We start from the raw sequence: 15,246 nt of genomic DNA, 5'->3' as shown, positions 1-15,246 counted from the left end.
GTAAATTTTAGAAGTATTTGAATAAAAATTAGTACTATTAATTATCATACACGTCTAAACTCTACAGTGATGCAACAGAACCTACTGGAAGAAGTCGAAACGTACTTTACGGGTAATACCGTAAGCCAGACCAGCGTAGTGGTGGGCGAGAGCGAGGAAGGGGTACGCAAGGCTTTGATTAAAATTACCCCGCTTGTTCTGAGTAGTTTCATAGGCCGCGCCGAGCGGCCCGGTGGTCCGGAAGTCCTCTGGACCTTGACCCACGAAGCCGCCGAATCGGGCGTGCTACCCAACCTGCTCACGGCCGATACCCTGCAGCGCCGCTCCGACCTGATGCGGGCTTTGCTAGGGGAGGCCTACGAAGCAACTGCAGCCCGGATTGCCAACGCTACGGCCGTTAAATCTTCTTCCGTAGAAACACTGCTGGCTATAGTGGCCCAGGCTGTGCTGCACCGGCTAGCCAGCTATGCAGCCCTGCACAACATGACTCCCGAAGAGCTGTTTGACTTTTTGAAGAGCCAGCGGGCCCAGGTCCTGGAGGCGATGCTGCCCGGTAGTGCCGCCGGGGTAGCTAATCCGAGCCTGACGCCAGCCAGCCTTGGGGAGGCCCCACCGGTGGGCGGGGTTCGGGCGGAAGCCGGCCCAACGCCCTGGGCAGCCGTAGGGGGCGGCCACACCTACAGTTCGCCACCCGCTCCAGTGGCGGCACCGGCGGCATCGGCTTCCCGTTGGGCTTGGGTTTTGGCCCTCGTGGTAGTGGGCGCTTTGGCCGAGTATTTCTTCATGCACAACCAAACTCCTGTCGCCCCAACTACCCCGTCTGTTCTGGGGCTGACGGCGGCAGGAACGGCCACTGGTACGGCTACCTCCACCGTACCAGCTTCGCCGCCAACTGCTCCTGAAGGCCGCTACGATGCCGCTCTTGATACCTATATCTACGACCCCGGCCGGCCCATCACCCTGACCATGGTCGACGGGACCAGCCAAACTGTAGGGGTGAACTCAACCGAGAACCGGCTCTACACCTTCCTGGCCGACCCCAAGATGCAGGTGGACCCCGTCAACCGGACGAAGGGCTGGATCAACTTCGACCGGGTAACCTTTGACGCGAAGAAGGCCTTTCTGACCGATGAGTCGCGGCAGCAGCTGCGCAACGTGGCCAGCATTCTGAAAAGCTTCCCGGCCGCCCATATCAAAATAGGGGGCTACACCGACAGTACTGGCAACGTGCTGGCGAACCTGAAACTAAGCCAGGATAGGGCCAACGCAGCCATGGCCGAGCTGGTAACGATGGGGATTCCGCTGAGTCGGGTAGAAGCCAAAGGCTACGGCGGTAAGCATGGTATTGCCAGCAACGCCACGCCCGTCGGCCGGGCCCTGAACCGGCGCATCAGCATTCGGGTGACGCAGAAATAAGCCGGCTGGCTCGTATTATTCGATTAGAAGCAAAAAGAGCGGCCTACTTTGGGCCGCTCTTTTTGTTGTAGTCAGGTTACTGCTATTTAAATACTTCGCTGAACAAGCCGGGTAGTACGCCCAGCAATACCGTCAGCAGGGCCAGCAGCACGAGCACCGCCGACTGGAAGCTGCCAACTGCAATGGGCTCGGCCGTTTCGTTTTCGGCCGGCTGCATGTACATGGCAATGATGGGCCGCAGGTAGTAATAGATGCTTACCATCGACATGATGACGGCAAATACGACCAGGCCAATGTAACCCCGGTCGATGGCTGCTCCGAAGGTAAAGAACTTGCCGAAGAAGCCGCCCGTGAGCGGAATGCCGGCCAGGGAAAGCATGGCTACGGTCATCACGAAGGCCAGCAGAGGGTTGGTTTTCGCGAGGCCGTTGAAACCGGCGTAGTCTTCGCGCTGGCGCTGGTCCGACACGAGCTTGAGCACGGCGAAAGAGGCTACGGTAGCTACCGAATACGCCAGAGAGTAAAAGAAAATAGCGTTGGCCGACAGCTTGCCGTTTACGGCCACCAGACCAATGAACAGGTAGCCGGCGTGCGAAATGCTGGAGTAGGCCAGCATGCGCTTGATGCTGGTCTGGGCTACGGCCCCAACGTTGCCGATAAGCAAGGTGAGGACGGTAATAGCCATGATGGTGGGTACCCAGAAGCCCTGCGCGGCAAAAAAGGCTGCCATCAGCAGCTTGAAGAAACCCGCAAAGCCCGCCGTTTTCACCACCGTGCTCATGAAAGCCGTGAAGAAGGTCGGGGTTCCTTCGTACACGTCGGGCGTCCAGTAGTGGAAGGGCGCGGCCGATACTTTAAAGCTGATGCCAATGAACATGAGCAGCATGCCGATATAAAGCATGGGCTGCAGCGAGGCATTGGCTGGGTTAATGATGCCCGCATTAATCTGGGTGAGCTGGAAGGTGCCCGTCGCACCGTACACCAGGGCAATGCCGAAAAGCAGAATGCCGGTGGCAAACGAGCCCATCAGGAAATACTTCAGGGCCGCTTCGTTGGAGCGCACGTTGCGCTTGTCGGAACCAGCTACCACGTACATCGACACGCTCAGAATCTCAATACCCACGAAGAGCATCAACAGATTGTCGTAGCTAACCATCATGATGGCGCCGACGAGCGAAAAGAGTAGCAGGGAGTAGTACTCGGCCAGGTTCTCTTGGCCTTCGCGCACGTATTTCTGGGAGAAGGGAATCAGCAGCAGCGTCGTCAGGACCACGATACCGGTGAAAGCCACCGAGTACCGGTCGATGGTGAGCATTTCATTGAAATACGACCGAGGGTCGGCGTTCCAATCAATCAGGTTGACCCCGAAGACCAGGGCCAGAATGACCATGGCCGCGGGCAGCAGGATTTTGTTGGACTTCAGGAACCCGAAGAACAGGTTAACGATGCCGAGAACGGAGAGCAGAATGATGGAAGTCATGTCGTCAGGATCAGGGCTTAGCGGTTAACCAGGGCGAGAATCTGCAGCACGGCCGGCTCCGAGATACGCAGGAAGGTATTGGGGAACAAACCGATCCAGAATACCAGCACAATCAGGGGTACCAGCACGGCCAGCTCGCTGCCGGTCAAGTCCTGAATAGTAGAAGTGAAGGAGGTTTCGGGGCCCAGCATCACGCGCTGGAACATGCGCAGCAAGTACACGGCGGCCAGAATGATGGTCACGCCGGCGACGGCGCCCAGCCAAGGGTTGTACTGGTACACGCCGGCCAGCAGCAGGAATTCTCCCACGAAACCGTTGGTCAGGGGTAGTGCCACCGTACCGAGCAGCAGCACCAGGAAGCACACCGACAGCAGGGGCGTGTGCTTGGTCAGGCCGCCCAGCTCGGAAATCTGGCGGGTGCCGGTGCGGCGCTGGATAATGTCGCCGATAAAGAACATGCCGACTACGTTCACCCCGTGGGCCAGCATCTGAATCACGGCGCCCTGCAAACCCATAAAGGTGAGCGAGAACACCCCGGCGGCCATCAAGCCCACGTGCGACAGAGACGAGTAGGCAATCAGGCGCTTCATGTCGCGCTGGCGGATGGCGATGATAGCGCCGTATATGATGCCGATAACCGAGAGTATCATGACCAGCTTACCCCACTGGCTGGTGCCGAGCGGCACGATGGGCAGCAACCAGCGCAAGGTGCCGTAGATACCCATTTTGAGCATGATGCCCGAAAGCAGCATCGTGGCGGGCACGGGGCTTTCGGTGTAGGTATCGGGCTGCCAGGTGTGGAAGGGAAAAATCGGCATCTTCACGGCGAAGGCAATGAAGATGAGCCAGAACACCCAGGCCTGCTGCGAAGCCGTTAGCGTCAGGTTGTAGAAGGCGCTGATGTCGGAGGTCAGGCCGGCGTTGTTGACGTCGGTCTGGAAGTAGAGGTACACGAAGGCGGCCAGCATAAAGAGCGAGCCGATGATGGTGTACAAAAAGAACTTGAAGGTGACGGCAATGCGGCGCTCCGAGCCCCAGACACCGGCAATGAAGTAAATCGGAATCAGAGCCACTTCCCAGAAGAAGTAGAACAGGAAAGCATCGAGCGACACAAATACCCCAATCAGGCCGGTCTGCATGAACAGAATCAGGGCGTAGAAAGCCGAGGCGTTGGGGTAGTTGTGGCGGAAGGAAGCCAGGATGATGAGCGGCACCAGAAAGGTGGTCAGCAGCACCATCAGTAGGCTTAACCCGTCGAGGCCGATGTGGAAGTTGATGCCGGCCGACTCTATCCAGGGGATGTTAATTGAAAATGGCGTGTAGGCCGCCGCGCTATTGCCGGGGGCCATGTTCATCGACGCCGATACGGCAGCAAACACGGCTACGGCAAATTCCACCAGGGCAGCCCCCAGAGCCAGCACCCGCGCCGCATTGCCCTTGGCAAAGTGCAGCAGAAGCGCCGCCGCTACGGGAAAGAAAAGTAAAAAGGCAGTCAGCATACTTTATTCAGATGCAGATGAAGCCGGGGAAATCTTCCACGCCGGCCGTCCAGGGAAGCGTTAGAATTGGAAGACGTTCAAAGCCAGAATCAGCACAATGCCGACGACCATCAGAATCAGGTAGAGGCCCACGTAGCCGGTTTGCACGTAGCGCAGCAGCTGCCCGCCGCCCAGGGTGACGCGGCCGAAGCCATTCACGATGGGGTCGATGATGCCTTGCTCCACGAAGCGGTACAGGCCATTTGACAACGCCATAACCGGCTTCACGAAGATGGTATTATACAGCTCGTCGATGTAGTACTTGTGGTAGACCAGGCTTTCGGGCGCCGAGCGGTGGGCGTCGTCCTCGGCCGGGCGCACCCGGCGGCTCACGTACTGAATATAGGCTACCAGAATGCCCAATACCCCGGCGGCTACCGACAAGCCAATGAGCATGAGCTCGGTGCCGTGGTCCAGCTCGCCGGCAAAAGCCTCGGGGTTGAGGCGCTGCGAGTAGGTGAACAGCGGGGCCAGGTAGTCAGCCAGGTAGTGCTTGCCCACAAACATCGGGGCGCCCATGAAGCCACCCACGGCGGCCAGAACAGCCAGAATAATCAGCGGCAGCGTCATGCTAGCCGGCGACTCGTGCAGGTGGTGCTTCTGCTCTTCGGTGCCACGGAACTCGCCGAAGAAGGTCAGGAACAGCAAACGGAACATGTAGAAAGCCGTCAGGAAGGCCGTGACCATGCCGATGCCCCACAGAATCTTGTTGTGCTGATAAACGTGCTCCAGGATTTCATCTTTCGAGAAGAAGCCCGAGAAAGGCGGAATGCCCGAAATGGCGAGGCAGCCGATCAGGAACGTCAAAAAGGTAATGGGCAGGGCTTTACGCAGGCCGCCCATGCGGCGAATATCCTGCTCGTTGCTCATGGCGTGAATCACGGAGCCGGCGCCCAGGAACATCAGGGCCTTGAAGAAGGCGTGGGTCAGGACGTGAAACAGCGAGGTGCTGTAGCCCATCACGCCCAGGGCCAGGAACATGTAGCCGAGCTGGGAAACCGTGGAGTAGGCCAGCACTTTCTTGATGTCGTTCTGGGCCAGACCAATCGTAGCGGCAAACAGGGCGGTGAGGCCGCCAATCCAGGCCACGACGTGGAGCGTGTCGGGAGCCAGGGTGAAGAGTACGTTCGAGCGCAGCACCATGTAGATACCGGCCGTAACCATGGTGGCGGCGTGAATCAGGGCCGAAACCGGGGTGGGGCCAGCCATAGCGTCGGGCAGCCAGGTGTAGAGCGGCAGCTGGGCCGACTTACCCATGGCGCCCACGAAGAGCAGCAGGGTAATGGCCGTCACGACGCCCGTGCCGATCTGCATCGTGGAGGCTTTCTGGAACACCTCGGCGTACTGTACCGAGTCGAAGGTGAGGTAAATCAGGAAGATGCCCAGCAGAAAGCCCAGGTCCCCGACGCGGTTGATGATAAAGGCTTTCTTAGCGGCGTTGTTGTTGGGCGTTTCCTTGTTCCAGAAGCCGATGAGCAGGTAGGAGCACAAGCCCACGCCTTCCCAGCCGATGAACAGAATTACGAAGTTGGCGCCCAGCACCAGCACCAGCATGCTGAAGACGAACAGGTTCAGGAAGGCGAAAAACTTGCCCACGTTTTCGTCGTGGTGCATGTAGCCGATGCTGTAGACGTGAATCAGGAAGCCCACGCCCGTGACGAGCATCAGCATAATCAGGCTGAGCTGGTCGATCTGGTAGGTGAAGGGAATCTGCATCGAGCCGACCGTAATCCAGTCGAAGAGCTTCACGGTGTACTGGTACTGGAAGTTCAGAAACAGCATCAGCGAAATGCCGAAGGAGCCCAGCACCGTGAGGCTGCCGATAGCGCCGGCTACCGTGCCCGAGAGCTTTTTGTTCAGCAGACCGTTGATGAGAAAACCCAGAAACGGCAGTAGTGGAATTAACACGTACAGCAGCGTGGGGTAAGGAGCAACAGCTGCGGGTATTACAGTTTCTTGCATAGGAGGTATGCTATAAGAAAACCAGTTGTCGTCCTGAGTCGGCGGAAGACCTTATGGCAGTAGAACAGCTTGTTCTGGCGGGATAAGGTTCTTCGCCGACTCAGGATGACAGACGAGTTATCATTACCACTTAAGACGGTTAAGCAGATTGACGTCGGTATTCTGGAAGTTGCGGTAAATCATCACAATGATGCCCAAGCCCACCGACACTTCGGCGGCGGCCACGGCCATGATGAAAAACACGAAGATTTGCCCGTTGGGGTCGGAGCGGTAGGCGGAGAAGGCCGTCAGCAGCACGTTTACCGCGTTGAGCATCAGCTCCACGCACATAAAGATGATAATGGCATTGCGCCGGGTTAGCACGCCCGTTACGCCGATGGCAAATAGCGCCGTGGCGAAGTATATATAATACTCAAGCGGGACGGTGCGAATGACTTCCGGGATGGTCTGTTCCATGCAGTGGGGTCAGCGGACAAGGCAAAGAGGCCCAGCCAAAGCGCAGCTGGGGTGAATTAGCTGGCAAAGGTATCCTGAAAATCGGTAAATCCACAGGGAAAAGTACAGTTGCGGCCGTTTGCAATAAGAGCCAAGGGGCTACGGGGAGAGAATTAGAATCATTTAATTCGTCCATCATGTCAACCAACGGGAAACACCAGGGGTGTTGACGCTGGATTACCACTCAGTCATCAGCCCGCCAGATGTCACCCGTTAGTCGACCTGACGTTCTTTTCATGATATATTCCACAAAATATTCTCATCCCGATAAAGTATTTTTCCGCCTTCCGCGTCTGTTTAGTCAGAATGGACGCACTAGCACTAAACGCCTTACCCGTAGGCACAATGAGAGGACAGGACCGGCAGATTCAGGAGGCCGTGCAGGAACAGCGCGGCCGGCTGCTGGCCTTCATCCGCCGCCGGGTGCCCGATCCGGAAGATGCCGAAGATATTCTGCAGGATGTCTTTGGGGAGCTGGTCGAAAGCTACCGGATGCTCAAGCCCGTCGAGAAAGTAGCCTCCTGGCTGTTTCGCGTGGCCCGCAACCGCATCACCGACCTCTACCGTAAAAAGAAAACGGCGTCGCTGGAAGAAGAAATGCTGCGCTACGACAACGACAACGAGGAAGGCTCCCTGCTGCTGGCCGACGTGCTGCCCGCCGACGATGATGCCCCCGAGAACCGCCTGCTGCGCGAGACGCTAATGGAGGCCCTGGCCGAAGCCCTAGACGAACTACCCAAGAACCAGCGCGACGTGTTTGTGTGGCACGAGCTGGAAGGCCGCAGCTTCAAGGACCTGGCCGAGGACACCGGCGTACCCCTCAAAACACTGATTTCGCGCAAACATTACGCCGTGCAGCACTTGCGTCAGCGCCTGCAGGTGCTCTACACCAACTTGTTCACCGACTAAAAATCAATGTGCCAATGATTAATGTGCTCGTGTGCTAATTGCTAGAAGCCCGCAACGGGCGAAAAACAGCGGAGCACTTTCGGATGCATTAACATTTTAGCACTTTCCCACATCAGCTCATTACTAACATGAATCCTAAACCCTGGCCGCTTCGCGTCCTTAAATTTGTTCTCCTGGGTGTTCTGTTCGTGGCCGCTATGGGCTATGTCACGATGAGCCTCTGGAACTGGCTGGTGCCCGAACTCTTCCACGGCCCAGTTGTCAACTTCTGGCAAACTCTGGGCTTGCTGCTGCTTACCCGCCTGCTCACTGGCTTTAAAGGGGGGGCGGGCCGCCCGGGCTTCAGCCGCAAGTGGCAGCAGCACAAAAACGACTGGAAACAAAAATTGGAAAGCCGCATGGCCGGCATGACGCCCGAGGAGCAGGAGAAATTCCGCCAGAAAATGCGCGCCAGCTGCGGCCCGCCCTGGATGCGGCGGCAGGCGGCCGAAACCGCCTTCAACACCCCGGCGGAGCAATAAAACGAAAAGCGGCTCCTGATTCTTTGGGAGCCGCTTTTCGTTAACAAGAAAACTGATCAAGCAGCTTCCGACGATTTCCGGAATCAGCTTTAGACATAGCCATGATAAACTCAGTGAAGCGGAACTCATCAATCTGGATAAGGCCCAAGGAAATGTTTAGCTCTTGAAAGCCCATTGCTTTCGATATTCCGATGAGGGATTTGTGGACGGCCCCTTTTTTTCTTGATGGCTCAAAGTCTGGTGCTACTAGTAGACAGATAAACTTCTGATGATGAACTTCGACTAGGTACGCCCCCTCTATAATTTCCCAGTTGATGAACTCATGGTGGCTCATTCTATCAAATATCCCAACCGTATTAATAATTATTTGTGGTCTACGGTCCAGCAAGTTGAACAGCCCGACAGGGTAGCCTAAGCCGAAAAAGAGAATACTCATCCACGCTACCCAGGACGGCGCGGTGTCTTGGTTTAGCATCCAAATTCCGGCTGCCACGAATACCGAACACCCCAGCATCAGCAGGATTGCCCGCCACGGGGACTTGTAGAGCTTGACTTCCATTAAGCGAATATCAGAAAAGGGGTACCTGAACTGTGCGGATGCCGCTTCTTTGCTGCAGCTCAAGCGTAGAAGAAGTACAAGAAATTGACCCGTCGAAACTTACAAAAAGATGTCGGCTACAGCGCAGCTGCCCTTTTCAGGCGGGCCGTATACCAGGGCAGCATCTTCTGTAGTCCGATGGTAGTTCCCAATTCTTCCTCCAACTCCCAGCCCGCGGCCAAGGGCGGCATGGCCCAGGTCGTGGAGCGCAATATTGAAGCCTTGCTGCAGCGGCAGCACGCCGAAGACAAGCAGCGCACCTGGCAAGACCGCACCGCCGACGCCGTGACCAAGTTCACGGGCAGCATGGCCTTCGTCTGTATTCACCTGGTGCTCTTTGCCGGCTGGATCTTGTGGAACGTGGGCTGGCTCGGCCTCAAGCCCTTCGACCCGTCGCTGGTGATTCTGGCCATGGAAGCTTCCGTAGAGGCCATTTTCCTGTCCACGTTCGTGCTCATCAGCCAAAACCGCATGGCCGCCCTGGCCGACAAGCGCGCCGACCTGAACCTGCAGGTGAGCTTGCTCAGTGAACACGAAATAACCCGGCTGGTAGTCTTGGTGCGGGCAATAGCCCAGAAAATGGACATTCAGGAGGCTCAACATCCCGAGATTCCCGAGTTGGCCCAAGATGTACACCCCGAGCGGGTCCTTGATACGATTGAGCAGTACCAGCAGAAAGTAGAGCAGCAAAAGAAGGCGGAATAACCTACGGTTGCGTGAGCCACTGAGTCCGAAGGATTGAATTCCTACAGCGGCACGTACACCGCCGGCGTATCGTCCTGGTCCTCAAACACAATCCGGACCTTTCGGAAGCTTTTGCGGGGCAGCTTATACATTTTGACCTTGTAGTCGTACTGTCCGTATCCCAGTCCGCCGGTCATGTCCACGGCCGGCATCGGTGTCGATGACAGCGTGAGTCGCACAACGGTATCCTCCTCTATTTCGGCCGTTACGTTGTCCAGGAAGGTAGCACCGGTGAAGGCAACGGGCGGATGCACGAGTAGCACCACAAACTCGCGTGTAAAGTCGATGCTGCCCGGGGCCTCACCCGGGCCTTTAGATGCCAGCACCCGTCGGTAAGTGGAGTCGTTGGTAACGACCATATAATCGGTGTTGTCCAAGTGAGGCACTTCTACCGAGCCATCTTCCTGCTCCAGGCCCAGTCCGCTAACCTCTTCCTGACCCGCTGCCTGCTTAGCCTGCTGGTCGTTGACTGCCCCTAAAACCATTTTAACGGCGTCCTGGGCCGAGGTAGATTTTGGGCTTTGGCTGAAGCCACCGACCTCTACTTCCTGCACCGGCACCTTTTCGCGGGAGCAGGCCGAAGCCGTAAGAAATAGGGTGGTCCAGGCCAGAGAGGCAAATAGCTTCATCGGTAAGGTGCGTCGGTTAGTCATTCTGGGCACGAAGATGAACTTTTCCTGGTAGCTTCGCACTCGTAGCTTTCCTCAAGCAGTACCGGTTGGCGGGAATATTGTGGCCTTCATAAAAAGTAAAAGGCATAAAAAAGCGGCGCCCGGGGTATCAGGCGCCGCTTTCGTTTTATTAACTACTTCCGCTTAAAAGTTCCGCTCCCCGGCTTCCCGCTTGCCCAGCATCACGGCCCCAACCATAGCAGCCAAGAACAGCACCGAGGCCAGTTCGAAGGGTAGCAGGTACTTGGTGTAGAGCACCATGCCCAGCTGGCTCACCATCCCGATTTGAGAATTGAAAGTAGCCGCCGTGAAAGTAGTGCCGGTCTGTACGTCACGCAGGGCGGCTATCATCACGACTAGCAGCAAGCCCCCAGCTACAGCCGCCGCTACCTTTGATAAAGCCGATTTATGGGGTTCCGTGTCGGCGTTCAGGTTCAGGAACATAATCACGAACAGAAACAGCACCATGATGGCACCGGCGTACACGATGATGTTCACCGCGGCCAGGAACTGGGCGTTCAGAATCAGGTAGTGCCCCGACAGCGAGAAGAACGTCAGAATCAGGAATAGCACGCTGTGCACCGGGTTTTTGGCCAGAACTACGCCCAGGGCCGCAAACAGCGCCACAAACGACAGGAAGAAAAACAGGGAAGAAGAGGCCATTGGCGGGAAGTAGCGCGAATGAAATGAGTATAAAGTCGTCTGTCGTCCTGAACTGACTCAAGACGACAGACTAGAGAGGTACTAGTGGGCCAAGCGCTGGCTCAAAGTCTGGGCCTGCTCGGGTGTCAACTGAATGCCGCGAATGCTGCGGGCACTGGGGTCGACGGGCTCCACCAGCCGGTCTTTGCCGTAGATGAACTCGTCGCGCTCGAAGCGGGGCGGCGCCATCTTGTCGGGCTGCAGGTACACGGCGGCTTTCGGGCAAGCTTCTTCGCAGAGGCCGCAGAAAATGCAGCGCAGCATGTTTACCTCGTAGCTGACGGCGTATTTCTCCTCGCGGTAGAGGTTTTCCTCGCCTTTTTTCCGCTCGCCGGCTACCATCGTAATGGCTTCGGCAGGGCAGGCTACGGCACACAGGCCACAGGCGGTGCACCGCTCCCGGCCCTGCTCGTCGCGCTTGAGTACGTGCAGGCCGCGGAAGATGGGGGAGAAGGGACGCTTCTCCTCGGGATAGCGCACCGTGACCTGCTTCTTAGTAGCCGCCCGGAAAAAGTGCCGCATGGTGATGCTCAGGCCCTGGAAAATAGCCGGCAGGTAAGCCCGCTCAGCCAGCGTCATTGGCTTGGCCTCCAGCTTTTTGGCTCTATTGCTTAAGGACTGCATAGGTTCGATTACTTAATGATACCGCCCAGAATCAGGCCGCCGGTGAGCAGGATGTTGAAAATGGCCAGCGGAATCAGGATGGTCCAGCCCAGGCGCATCAGTTGGTCGTAACGGAAGCGGGGCAGGGTCCAGCGGACCCACATGAAGAAGAAAATGAAGGCGAAAATCTTCCCGAACAGCAGCAGCAGGCCCAGAATTGAAATCAGGTTTTGGGCCGACACCAGCTCCCAGCCCTGAGCCGACACCAACCAGTCGCGCAGCTCATATTGGAAGGGGAAGTTGAAGCCGCCGAAGTAGAGCACGCTCATCACGGCCGAGGCCACGAAGACGTTGACGTACTCGGCAAATAGGTACAAACCCATTTTCATGGAGCTGTACTCGGTGTGGTAGCCACCTACCAGCTCGGTTTCGCACTCGGGCAAATCGAAAGGCGTGCGGTTGGTTTCAGCGAAGGCGCACACCAGGAAGATGATAAAGCCCAGGGGCTGCTTGACGATGTTCCAGAAGTGCCACTCGCCGGCCACCGACTGCTGCAAGGTGATTTCCCGCAGCGACAAGGTGCCCGAAATCATCAGCACGGCGATGAGCGACATGCCCATGGCTAGTTCGTAGCTAATGTTCTGTGACCCGGCCCGGATGGCGCCTAGCAGGGAGAATTTGTTGTTGGAAGCCCAGCCGCCAATCATCACCCCGTACACGCCCAACGACACGATGCCAAACACCCATAGCATGCCAATGTTGACCTCGATGCCCTGCAGATTGAATACGTTGGTGCCAAACTGAATGACGTTGCCGAACGGAATTACCGCCGACGACATCAAGGCCGTAATCATGGCCAGGCAGGGCCCGAGCACGAACAGGGCGCGGTTGGCGCCAGCGGGGAAGAATTCCTCTTTGGTGAACAGTTTTACAGCGTCGGCCAGGGGCTGCAGCAGGCCGAAAGGTCCCGCGCGGTCCGGACCGACGCGGTCCTGCAAGAAGGCAGCAATTACCCGCTCCGCGTAGGTGCAGTACGTGGCAATCAGCAGCGAAACGCCGAACACGACGAGGATAACAATGGATTGCCAGCCTAAGGTTGGTAGTTCTATCATGGTTGGTTTTTGGCTTTTGGTTTTTGGTTTTTGGCCTCTGGCTTGGGCCATGTCAGAACAAGGCCAAAAACCAAAAACCACTAACTAAAAACTAATTCCCCAGGCGCATGGGAGGATTCTGTTCCAGGTCGCGCAGCGAGCTTTCGGGCAAGTCGGCAATAACCTGGGCGTTGAGTACGGGCAGCTCGTAGTGGTTGGCCGAAATGACCGACGAACGGTCGATGTGGGCCGGGCCCTCCAGGGTCCAGTCGGCAGTTTCCTTCTTGTCAAAGCGGCAGGTGTTGCAGATCCACTCCTTCACCTCGCCGTACTGGTCCTTGCGGGCCGTCACGCGCAGCACGTCCTTGCCTTTGTACCAGAGCACCACTTTGCCGCAGCACTTGGGGTTTTCGCACTGGCGGTGGGCGTTTACGGGTTTCGTAAACCACACCCGCTGCTTGAAGCGGAAGGTCTTGTCGGTCAGGGCGCCCACGGGGCACACGTCGATGACGTTGCCGCTGAACTCGTTGTCGATGATGTTCTCGATGTAGGTGCCGATTTCGGCCGCGTCGCCCCGGCCCAGGACGCCGTGCACGCGCTTCTCAGTGAGCTGGTCGGCGGTGTACACGCAGCGGTAGCACAGGATGCAGCGCGTCATGTGCAGCTGAATCAGCGGCCCGATGTCGATTTTTTCGAAGGTGCGGCGCTCCTCTTCGTAGCGGGTGGTGCTCACGCCGTGCTCGAAGGCGAAGTTCTGCAAATCACACTCGCCGGCCTGGTCGCACACGGGGCAGTCCAGGGGGTGATTGATGAGCAGCATTTCCACGATGCCCTTGCGCACGTTCAGGACCTGCTCGGAAGTCGTATTCTCGACCACCATGCCATCCTGCACGGGCGTCACGCACGAGGCTACCAGCTTGGGCATGGGGCGCGGGTCTTTGGCCGAGCCGGCCGCCACGCGCACGAGGCAGGCGCGGCACTTGCCGCCCGAGCCTTTCAGCGGCGTGTAGTAGCACATGGCCGGGGGCACGATGCCGCCGCCGATGGTGCGGGCCGCGTTGAGGATGGTCGTTCCGTCCGGAACGTCAACCTCGATGCCGTCAAAAGTTATTTTAGCCATTATTCAGAGCTTCCTAAGGGCGGAAGTGAAATGTCAGTTAGTACAAATTAAGCCAGTACTGCTTTGCCAGGGAACACCGCGCCGGGGCGGGTAGCTTCCTGGGGGTAGCGTACGTGCCACTCAAATTCGTCGCGGAAGTGACGAATGGCGGCCGAAACCGGCCAAGCCGCCGCTTCACCCAGTGGGCAGATGGTGTTGCCTTCGATTTGCTTGGCCACGCTGGCCAGCACGTCGATGTCGCGCTCATTGCCGTGGCCGTGCTCGAGGCGGTGCAGGATTTTCTCCAGCCAGCCCGTCCCCTCGCGGCAGGGCGAGCATTGCCCGCACGACTCGTGGTGGTAGAAGCGGGAGAAGTTCCAGGTGTTGCGCACGATGCAGGTAGTTTCGTCCATGGCAATAAAGCCCCCCGAACCCAGCATCGTACCCGTCACGAACCCGCCATCCGACAACGACTCGTAGGTCATCAGGCGGGGCTCACCCGCGGCGGTTTTCAGGATCAGTTCCTTGGGCAGAATCGGCACCGACGAACCGCCGGCTACCACGGCCTTCAGGTCGCGGCCCTTCCAGATGCCGCCGCAATACTCATCGGAGTAGATGAATTCCTCGACCGGCACGCCCAGCTCGATTTCGTAGATACCGGGCTTGTTGAGGTGGCCGCAGGCCGAAATCAGCTTGGTACCGGTGCTCCGGCCCACGCCAATCTTGGCATACTCGTCGCCACCGTCGTTGACGATAACCGGCACCGCCGCAATAGACTCCACGTTGTTCACTACCGTCGGACGGGCGTAGAGGCCCTGCACGGCGGGGAATGGGGGCTTGTTGCGCGGGTTGCCCCGTTTGCCTTCCAACGATTCCAGCAGGGCCGTTTCCTCCCCGCAGATGTAGGCGCCCCCACCGGGGTGCACGTACAAGTCCAGGTCGTAGCCCGAGCCCAGGATGTTCTTACCCAGGAAGCCGTTGGCGTAAGCTTCGGCAATGGCTTTTTCCAGGATGCGCAGCACGTACAACAACTCCCCACGAATATAGATGTAGGAGGTGTTGGCGCCCAGGGCGTAGGAGCTCGTAATCATGCCTTCCACCAGCAGGTGGGGCAGCTTCGACATCAGCTGCCGGTCCTTGAAGGTACCCGGCTCCGATTCGTCGGCGTTGCAAACGAGGTAGCGCGGCACGCCCTCGGGCTTGGCCAGAAAGCTCCACTTCATACCGGTGGGGAAGCCGGCGCCGCCGCGGCCGCGCAGGCCCGACTTCTTCACCTCTTCCACCACCTCGTCGGGGGTCATGGTTTTGAGGGCCTTCTCCACCGAGCGGTAGCCGCCATGCTTGCGGTATACCTCAAAGGTGTCGATGCCTTCAACGTTGATATGTTCGGTCAGCAGTTTGCGTCCCATAGTGTCTG

The 15,246-nt window shown here is 57.8% G+C and carries 15 protein-coding genes; 4 read left to right on the top strand and 11 right to left on the bottom strand.

The annotated features are described in order from the left end of the window. Window positions 1–69: 69 nt before the first annotated feature. The gene (locus E5K02_RS24130) at window positions 70–1,416 is read left to right on the top strand and encodes an OmpA family protein (RefSeq protein WP_135398903.1); all 1,347 of its coding nucleotides are present in this window, start codon (window positions 70–72) and stop codon (window positions 1,414–1,416) included. Between the two features lie 82 nt (window positions 1,417–1,498). Here the strand turns inward: E5K02_RS24130 and E5K02_RS24125 are convergent, their stop codons facing one another. The 4 genes from E5K02_RS24125 to nuoK form a co-directional block, all read right to left on the bottom strand. After that, the gene (locus E5K02_RS24125) at window positions 1,499–2,896 is read right to left on the bottom strand and encodes an NADH-quinone oxidoreductase subunit N (RefSeq protein ID WP_135398901.1); all 1,398 of its coding nucleotides are present in this window, start codon (window positions 2,894–2,896) and stop codon (window positions 1,499–1,501) included. Window positions 2,897–2,913: 17 nt separating this feature from the next. After that, window positions 2,914–4,395, bottom strand: a complete 1,482-nt coding sequence (locus E5K02_RS24120) for a complex I subunit 4 family protein (RefSeq protein ID WP_135398899.1) — start codon at window positions 4,393–4,395, stop codon at window positions 2,914–2,916. 60 nt (window positions 4,396–4,455) lie between these two features. Next, window positions 4,456–6,396 carry an NADH-quinone oxidoreductase subunit L gene (gene nuoL, locus E5K02_RS24115; RefSeq protein WP_135398897.1) on the bottom strand — a complete coding sequence of 647 codons (1,941 nt, stop codon included), beginning with the start codon at window positions 6,394–6,396 and terminating at the stop codon, window positions 4,456–4,458. A 123-nt stretch (window positions 6,397–6,519) separates the two neighbouring features. Then, on the bottom strand, window positions 6,520–6,852 hold the full coding sequence (gene nuoK, locus E5K02_RS24110) for an NADH-quinone oxidoreductase subunit NuoK (RefSeq protein ID WP_100339108.1): 333 nt from the start codon (window positions 6,850–6,852) through the stop codon (window positions 6,520–6,522). A 384-nt stretch (window positions 6,853–7,236) separates the two neighbouring features. Between nuoK and E5K02_RS24105 the strand changes: the two genes are divergently transcribed. Together E5K02_RS24105 and E5K02_RS24100 are read left to right on the top strand one after the other, a co-directional pair. Next, window positions 7,237–7,800 (top strand): RNA polymerase sigma factor, encoded by a 564-nt coding sequence (locus E5K02_RS24105; protein ID WP_135398895.1) that lies wholly within the window; start codon window positions 7,237–7,239, stop codon window positions 7,798–7,800. A 128-nt stretch (window positions 7,801–7,928) separates the two neighbouring features. Further along, window positions 7,929–8,321, top strand: a complete 393-nt coding sequence (locus E5K02_RS24100; RefSeq protein WP_135398893.1) for a hypothetical protein — start codon at window positions 7,929–7,931, stop codon at window positions 8,319–8,321. Between the two features lie 40 nt (window positions 8,322–8,361). On the opposite strand, the gene E5K02_RS24095 is transcribed toward E5K02_RS24100, so the two are convergent. Next, window positions 8,362–8,880, bottom strand: coding sequence for an STM3941 family protein (locus E5K02_RS24095; protein ID WP_135398891.1), 519 nt, complete (start codon window positions 8,878–8,880; stop codon window positions 8,362–8,364). A 177-nt stretch (window positions 8,881–9,057) separates the two neighbouring features. Here E5K02_RS24095 and E5K02_RS24090 point away from each other — a divergent pair, with 177 nt between their 5' ends. Beyond that, window positions 9,058–9,624 carry a DUF1003 domain-containing protein gene (locus E5K02_RS24090; RefSeq protein WP_135398889.1) on the top strand — a complete coding sequence of 189 codons (567 nt, stop codon included), beginning with the start codon at window positions 9,058–9,060 and terminating at the stop codon, window positions 9,622–9,624. Window positions 9,625–9,665: 41 nt separating this feature from the next. Here the strand turns inward: E5K02_RS24090 and E5K02_RS24085 are convergent, their stop codons facing one another. From E5K02_RS24085 to nuoF, 6 genes are all read right to left on the bottom strand, one after another. After that, a complete protein-coding gene (locus tag E5K02_RS24085) occupies window positions 9,666–10,316 on the bottom strand; it encodes a hypothetical protein (protein ID WP_167856575.1) in 651 nt (216 codons plus the stop codon). A 162-nt stretch (window positions 10,317–10,478) separates the two neighbouring features. Then, on the bottom strand, window positions 10,479–10,997 hold the full coding sequence (locus E5K02_RS24080; protein ID WP_135398884.1) for an NADH-quinone oxidoreductase subunit J family protein: 519 nt from the start codon (window positions 10,995–10,997) through the stop codon (window positions 10,479–10,481). Window positions 10,998–11,078: 81 nt separating this feature from the next. After that, complete coding sequence (locus E5K02_RS24075) at window positions 11,079–11,660, bottom strand: NuoI/complex I 23 kDa subunit family protein (RefSeq protein WP_135398882.1); 582 nt, start codon at window positions 11,658–11,660, stop codon at window positions 11,079–11,081. 8 nt (window positions 11,661–11,668) lie between these two features. Continuing rightward, window positions 11,669–12,751, bottom strand: coding sequence for an NADH-quinone oxidoreductase subunit NuoH (gene nuoH, locus E5K02_RS24070; protein ID WP_135398880.1), 1,083 nt, complete (start codon window positions 12,749–12,751; stop codon window positions 11,669–11,671). Window positions 12,752–12,842: 91 nt separating this feature from the next. Further along, window positions 12,843–13,850, bottom strand: a complete 1,008-nt coding sequence (locus E5K02_RS24065; protein WP_135398878.1) for a 2Fe-2S iron-sulfur cluster-binding protein — start codon at window positions 13,848–13,850, stop codon at window positions 12,843–12,845. A gap of 47 nt (window positions 13,851–13,897) precedes the next feature. Continuing rightward, window positions 13,898–15,238: an NADH-quinone oxidoreductase subunit NuoF gene (gene nuoF, locus E5K02_RS24060; protein WP_135398876.1), complete on the bottom strand. Its 1,341-nt coding sequence runs from the start codon at window positions 15,236–15,238 to the stop codon at window positions 13,898–13,900. Between the last annotated feature and the right edge of the window lie 8 nt (window positions 15,239–15,246).

The sequence above is a fragment of the Hymenobacter metallicola genome (assembly GCF_004745645.1).
GTDB lineage: Bacteria > Bacteroidota > Bacteroidia > Cytophagales > Hymenobacteraceae > Hymenobacter > Hymenobacter metallicola.
Note: the sequence above shows the minus strand (reverse complement) of the source record. Positions and strands in the feature narration are given on the sequence as shown.

Excerpts from the sequence above, each read along its gene's own strand:
- E5K02_RS24130 (WP_135398903.1), top strand. The coding sequence starts at position 70 with ATGCAACAGAACCTACTGGAAGAAGTCGAAACGTACTTTACGGGTAAT.
- E5K02_RS24125 (WP_135398901.1), bottom strand. The coding sequence starts at position 2,896 with ATGACTTCCATCATTCTGCTCTCCGTTCTCGGCATCGTTAACCTGTTC.
- E5K02_RS24120 (WP_135398899.1), bottom strand. The coding sequence starts at position 4,395 with ATGCTGACTGCCTTTTTACTTTTCTTTCCCGTAGCGGCGGCGCTTCTG.
- nuoL (WP_135398897.1), bottom strand. The coding sequence starts at position 6,396 with ATGCAAGAAACTGTAATACCCGCAGCTGTTGCTCCTTACCCCACGCTG.
- nuoK (WP_100339108.1), bottom strand. The coding sequence starts at position 6,852 with ATGGAACAGACCATCCCGGAAGTCATTCGCACCGTCCCGCTTGAGTAT.
- E5K02_RS24105 (WP_135398895.1), top strand. The coding sequence starts at position 7,237 with ATGAGAGGACAGGACCGGCAGATTCAGGAGGCCGTGCAGGAACAGCGC.
- E5K02_RS24100 (WP_135398893.1), top strand. The coding sequence starts at position 7,929 with ATGAATCCTAAACCCTGGCCGCTTCGCGTCCTTAAATTTGTTCTCCTG.
- E5K02_RS24095 (WP_135398891.1), bottom strand. The coding sequence starts at position 8,880 with ATGGAAGTCAAGCTCTACAAGTCCCCGTGGCGGGCAATCCTGCTGATG.
- E5K02_RS24090 (WP_135398889.1), top strand. The coding sequence starts at position 9,058 with ATGGTAGTTCCCAATTCTTCCTCCAACTCCCAGCCCGCGGCCAAGGGC.
- E5K02_RS24085 (WP_167856575.1), bottom strand. The coding sequence starts at position 10,316 with ATGACTAACCGACGCACCTTACCGATGAAGCTATTTGCCTCTCTGGCC.
- E5K02_RS24080 (WP_135398884.1), bottom strand. The coding sequence starts at position 10,997 with ATGGCCTCTTCTTCCCTGTTTTTCTTCCTGTCGTTTGTGGCGCTGTTT.
- E5K02_RS24075 (WP_135398882.1), bottom strand. The coding sequence starts at position 11,660 with ATGCAGTCCTTAAGCAATAGAGCCAAAAAGCTGGAGGCCAAGCCAATG.
- nuoH (WP_135398880.1), bottom strand. The coding sequence starts at position 12,751 with ATGATAGAACTACCAACCTTAGGCTGGCAATCCATTGTTATCCTCGTC.
- E5K02_RS24065 (WP_135398878.1), bottom strand. The coding sequence starts at position 13,850 with ATGGCTAAAATAACTTTTGACGGCATCGAGGTTGACGTTCCGGACGGA.
- nuoF (WP_135398876.1), bottom strand. The coding sequence starts at position 15,238 with ATGGGACGCAAACTGCTGACCGAACATATCAACGTTGAAGGCATCGAC.